The 5,586-nt window shown below is 52.7% G+C and carries 3 protein-coding genes, 1 tRNA gene and 1 riboswitch; of the genes, 2 read left to right on the top strand and 2 right to left on the bottom strand.

Translation table 11 applies throughout. The annotated features are described in order from the left end of the window. Positions 1 to 2,833: exodeoxyribonuclease V subunit gamma (gene recC, locus Q1M25_RS07675; protein ID WP_300483593.1), on the bottom strand; the 2,833-nt coding region annotated here is incomplete at its 3' end. A 204-nt stretch (positions 2,834 to 3,037) separates the two neighbouring features. Between recC and Q1M25_RS07680 the strand changes: the two genes are divergently transcribed. Further along, a tRNA-Pro gene (locus Q1M25_RS07680) sits at positions 3,038 to 3,114 on the top strand. A gap of 48 nt (positions 3,115 to 3,162) precedes the next feature. On the opposite strand, the gene Q1M25_RS07685 is transcribed toward Q1M25_RS07680, so the two are convergent. Then, positions 3,163 to 4,044 carry a lysophospholipid acyltransferase family protein gene (locus tag Q1M25_RS07685; protein WP_300483596.1) on the bottom strand — a complete coding sequence of 294 codons (882 nt, stop codon included), beginning with the start codon at positions 4,042 to 4,044 and terminating at the stop codon, positions 3,163 to 3,165. Between the two features lie 108 nt (positions 4,045 to 4,152). After that, positions 4,153 to 4,263, top strand: a riboswitch (SAM-I-IV-variant riboswitch). Positions 4,264 to 4,436: 173 nt separating this feature from the next. Here Q1M25_RS07685 and metK point away from each other — a divergent pair. Further along, on the top strand, positions 4,437 to 5,586 hold a 1,150-nt coding region (gene metK / locus Q1M25_RS07690; RefSeq protein WP_300483599.1), incomplete at its 3' end, for a methionine adenosyltransferase.

Genomic DNA, 5,586 nt, shown 5'->3' on the forward strand with positions numbered 1-5,586 from the left:
CTTTTTGATTTAGGAACACAATGCGGCCGCATTCATAAAGATTGCCGATAGTGCCTTGTAAAACCAAATCGTCAAAGTGTTCTTCATAAGGTTCAGACGGCCTTTTGTCGCTGCGTATCAACTCGGCATCTACGTTTTTCGCAGATATTTGATACTGCTTCTGCCATAAACCGCCCAATTCTCCTACCGGCATCAGGCTTTCGGCATTCAGCCGAATGGCCGTATCTTCAAAATCTTCCCCTTTGCGCCGCGCATCCAAATAAGCATCGGCAATCCGGCCTTCATGTTGCGGCTCAAACGGTTCGGCAGACTCCCATGCGCCGTCCAAATACGGCTGATCCCAGCTTAAATTTTTCTTCAGCCAAACTTTGACAGGGTTACGCCAAAAACTGACGAGCTCGCCTTGATGAATGGTTTTGTCTGGCTCTTCCTGACTTAAAGCCTCAAGGAAAAACGGCTGCGCTTCCGCTGGCGGTTGGTTCAACGCATCGGCGTAATCTTGGCGCGTACTAAAGAGGCCGTCTGAAAGCGCGTCCTTTTGGAAATAACGGCGTGAAAAAGCCTGCAAAGGATGATGTTTCACCCATTTCTCCGATAACTCGCGCCCGCTTTTCCCCGTCATGGCGGCAATGGTATCCAGCAGCTCGCTGATCAACGAAGACGGCGCAAACTCGGCATCATTGCGTATATCGCGGCCGATATAAGACAAATACAGCATTTCGCGCGCGCTGATTAAGGCTTCGAGGAAGAGATAACGGTCGTCGTCGCGGCGGGCGCGGTCGCCTTTTTTCGGATGTTTGGCAATCAGGTCGAACACAGCCGCTTTGGTATTGCGCGGAAAATCGCCGTCATTCAAACCCAACAGGCAAACCATTTTAAACGGCAGGCTGCGCATCGGCACCATACTGCAAAAAGTGATGCCGCCGCTCAAAAATCCGGCTTGGCTTTCGCTGTCCAAAAAGCGGCGGATATGGCGGATAACGGTTTTACACGGCAACAATCCGTCAAATTCGGCCAACTGCGCTTCTTCCTGCCATTTCGCTAAAGACTGCTCAAACTGCTGCTTGGCGTATTGGTCGTCCGTATCCGGAGCAAACAGTTTCTCCAGCAAATCGCGGCAACGCTGCACCCAACTTTCCACATTGGCAGGCTCTTGCCATTGCGCCGCCATATCGGCCAAAGTACGGACAAATTCGGCAAAACCGCTGAACACGTCCAACTGGTTGACATTACTATGCCACGCGCTCACGCCCTGCCACATGCCGTTGCCGCCTTCGGGCAGCATCCAGCCCAAGGCCAAACGCTCTACCGCCTGCTGCCAAGTAAAGAAGTTGTCTTTGCCCTCGCGCATGTTTTGGTCCAACCCCCAATGCACATTCAATCCGGCAACAGTTTCATGCAACAGCGGCACATCTTCCTCGCTCAAACCGAAGCGTTGCAGCACCAACCGGCTTTCCAGCAAAGGCAAAACCTTGTCTACTTCAAACCGGCTTTCCAGCAAGTCCAAAGTTTGCGCCAAAGCATACAGCAACGGCTGACGACGGCTGAGCTTCACATCCGAAATCGAATACGGCAAAGCCTGGCTGCCTGCCTGCTCTTGTCCAAAAACGGCTTCGATAAACGGGCTGTACGGCTCGATGTTCGGTGTTAACACAGCAATATCGTGCGGCTGCCAGTCGGGATTTTTTTGCAACACCAGCGACAGCTCTTCTTTCAAAATCTGCAATTCGCGCAAAGGGCTGTGGGCCGCGACGATTTTGACGGAGCCGTCGTTCAGCAGCTTGTCCGGCTCAACACACACTGAATTGCCATCCGCATCGTGAACCTGAACCAGAGCCTGTTGCCCGCCTACTTCGCTTTCTTCCTGTTGATACAAGCGTTCAGACGGCATGATTAAGTTTTGGATATCGTTTTGCAGGCAATGCAATAAGGTATCGTCTTTTCCCTCTTCATAAACCTGAATATCCTGCTCGGTTTCCACTTCCGCCAGAAAATCAAAGAAATCGCGCCCCTGCTTGCCCAAAGAAGCCAACAGCGGATGCCCTGCCTGCGACAAATCCGCCTCATCGCCCCTTTTCAAAATCTGCGCCTCGTCGATGACCTCGCCCCAATATTGGCTGCTCGGATTGAGCGCAAACACAAACACATCGCAATGCTTGGAAATTTGGTGCAGCAGTTGCAGATACATCGGCGCCATTGTCGAAATACCGAATACAAACAACCTTTGCGGCAAGACCGATTTATCCAACTGCGCCAACAACTTTTCCCACAAGGCCACGCGGTGCGGCGCAGATTGGCTGCCATCGTCCAAATAACGCCACAGCCGCGCCTGCCAATCCTCATCATCGCCCAAACCCAGCAGCTTCCCAGCCTGCCACGCATCAATCCAATCCGGGCGGTACACCAAATATTGGTCGAAAATATCCGCCATTTGTCCGGCAAGCTGATAATCCGCCGATGCCGAACTATGCAAATAACTTTCCAGCTTCAAGCGTACGTTTTCGTATTCCGGGGCCGTCTGAAACGCTTCGCTGCGGAACAAATCCAGCAAACGCCAACGCATGACCTCAGGCGAAAACGGGCTGAGCGGCGGCACATCGGGAACCAATTTGCGCATCAGCTGCCACGCCAAACCGGCCGGCAGGCTGAACTTCAAATTCGCCGCCACGCCGAGTTTGCGCGCAAAAAACACTTTCAGATACCGCCGCATCCCCTGGCTCTGCACCACCACTTCTTCCTGCGCCAATACCGCATCCAAAGGTAAGGCCTGATGAATATGCGCGCACATTTCGGCAAGCGCTTCCAAACGGTCGGACTGATAAAGATAAAACATAGCAGACAATCTAAAAAACAATTGCCCACATTATAATGCCATTAGGACAAATGCTTCAGCAGAAGCAGCAAACAAAAACACAGGCCGTCTGAAACACATCGCTTCAGACGGCCTGAAACAAAACAAACCCATCGGCAGCCAATTATTAATTATTTATCGACCCCTGTACAAACCGGCCTCTCCTATCCTATAATTCCCCACATTCGGAATGTAGCGCAGCCCGGTAGCGCACTTCGTTCGGGACGAAGGGGTCGGAGGTTCGAATCCTCTCATTCCGACCAAATACAAAACCTGCTTGAGTCCAAGCAGGTTTTTTACATTCGGCAGGCCTATACTTCCGGCGGAGGGAAAGGCGCGCCTTCGGGATGTTTGTAGCGGTTGTACATAAACAAATATTGTTCCGGAAAACGGCGTATCCAATATTCGGTATTTTCATTGATCACGCGCGCGTCGTTCTCCTTATCGCCGTTCAATTCGCCGCGCAATGGCTCGATGTGCAAGACAAAGCCTTTACCGTCGGGCAGACGCTCGCCGCAGAAAAACAAAGCCTTCACGCCTTTGACTTGCGCCAGCTTGCCCGCCAACGTCATGGTATAGGCAGGTTTACCGAAAAAGTCCACCCACACGCCGTCGCCGCCTTCTTCCGGAGACGGTACATGGTCCGGCAACACAATGGTCGCTTCTCCGCCGCGCAGGGCCTTGATGATTTGTTTGACGCCCTGAATGCTGGTCGGCGCAGTCTTGCCCTTGCCGCGTACACGCCCTGCCTGCATCACCGCATCAAAAGCCTTGATTTTAGGCGGTTTGTACATCGCCGTCAGCGGAAACGGCAGCTGCTGGCTGATGTAGCGGCCCGCCAAATCATAGCTGCCGATGTGCGGCGTGATAAACAGCAAACCTTCGCCCGCGCTCAAGGCCGTCTGAACATATTCCCAACCGTTGACGCTGACAAACAGGTTTTCAATTTCCTCAGGCCGTCTGAAAAACGCCACCGGCAATTCCAAGCCGCCTTTTGCCGTTTCACGGAAAACTTTTTTCACCGCCTCGTCCGTCGGGTTCAATCCGGCAAGTTTCATGTTTTCAAAAACACGCCGGCGATCTTTCGACAGCAAGCGGAAACCCAAACTGCCGAGCAGGTTGCCTAATTTGTGCAACCAAGCCAAAGGCAGCGTGGCCAAAAATTTAAAAACAAAGGTAACAAGCGTTTGCATAAGGTTTTACCAAAATGAAGTGGACAGATTGTAAACGAAACAGGCCGTCTGAACAAAACAGACTTCGGGCAAATATATTGCGGCACACCTGCTTTTCTGCTACTATCCGCGCTGCATTAAGAGTTGGGAATTCCATGCCAACCTGCTTTTCAAACGGAAAGGTAAGGTGGACGGTTGAAAAACCGATGTGGCTCGCCAGAGCAATCCAAACCCGCTTAATGCGGGAATTTTTTTGCCTGTAAGAAACGCGCAACAGGATTCCGAAACAGCAGGCAAGTGCGAATGTTTCTCACTTGTATAGAGAAAAAGCGGAGTTTTTGTTATGATTTCCGCTGTCCGAAATAAAAGGCCGTCTGAAAACACAGCAGCCTGTTTTTAATGAAAGAATAGCAATGAGCGAATATCTGTTTACTTCCGAATCGGTATCCGAAGGCCATCCGGATAAAGTTGCCGACCAAGTGTCCGATGCGATTTTGGATGCCATCTTGGCGCAAGACCCCAAAGCACGTGTCGCCGCTGAAACCTTGGTCAACACAGGCTTGTGCGTATTGGCAGGCGAAATTACTACCACCGCCCAAGTGGACTACATCAAAGTCGCACGCGAAACCATCAAACGCATCGGCTACAACTCCTCCGAGCTGGGCTTTGACGCCAACGGCTGCGCAATCGGCGTGTACTACGACCAACAGTCCCCCGACATCGCCCAAGGCGTGAACGAAGGCGAAGGCATCGACTTGAACCAAGGCGCGGGCGACCAAGGCTTGATGTTCGGCTATGCCTGCGACGAAACCCCTACCCTGATGCCGTTTGCCATCTATTACAGCCACCGTCTGATGCAGCGTCAAAGCGAATTGCGCAAAGACGGCCGCCTGCCTTGGCTGCGCCCTGATGCCAAAGCGCAGCTGACCGTGGTTTACGACAGCGAAACCGGCAAAGTAAAACGCATCGACACCGTTGTCCTGTCCACCCAGCACGATCCGTCTATCGGTTACGAAGAGCTGAAAAACGCCGTGATCGAACACATCATCAAACCGGTTCTGCCGTCTGAAATGCTGACTGATGAAACCAAATACCTGATCAACCCGACCGGCCGCTTCGTTATCGGCGGTCCTCAAGGCGACTGCGGTTTGACCGGCCGCAAAATCATCGTCGATACCTACGGCGGCGCAGCTCCGCACGGCGGCGGCGCATTCTCCGGCAAAGACCCGTCCAAAGTGGACCGTTCTGCCGCCTACGCCTGCCGCTATGTTGCGAAAAACATCGTTGCCGCCGGTTTGGCAACCCAATGTCAAATCCAAGTTTCCTACGCCATCGGCGTTGCCGAACCGACTTCGATTTCCATCGACACCTTCGGGACAGGCAAAATCAGCGAAGAAAAACTGATTGCCCTGGTTCGCGAACATTTCGACCTGCGCCCTAAAGGCATCGTCCAAATGCTCGACCTCTTGCGCCCGATTTACAGCAAATCCGCCGCCTACGGCCATTTCGGCCGCGAGGAGCCTGAATTTACTTGGGAGCGTACCGACAAAGCAGCCGCATTGA

It is taken from the genome of uncultured Neisseria sp. (genome assembly GCF_951230505.1).
Lineage (GTDB): Bacteria > Pseudomonadota > Gammaproteobacteria > Burkholderiales > Neisseriaceae > Neisseria.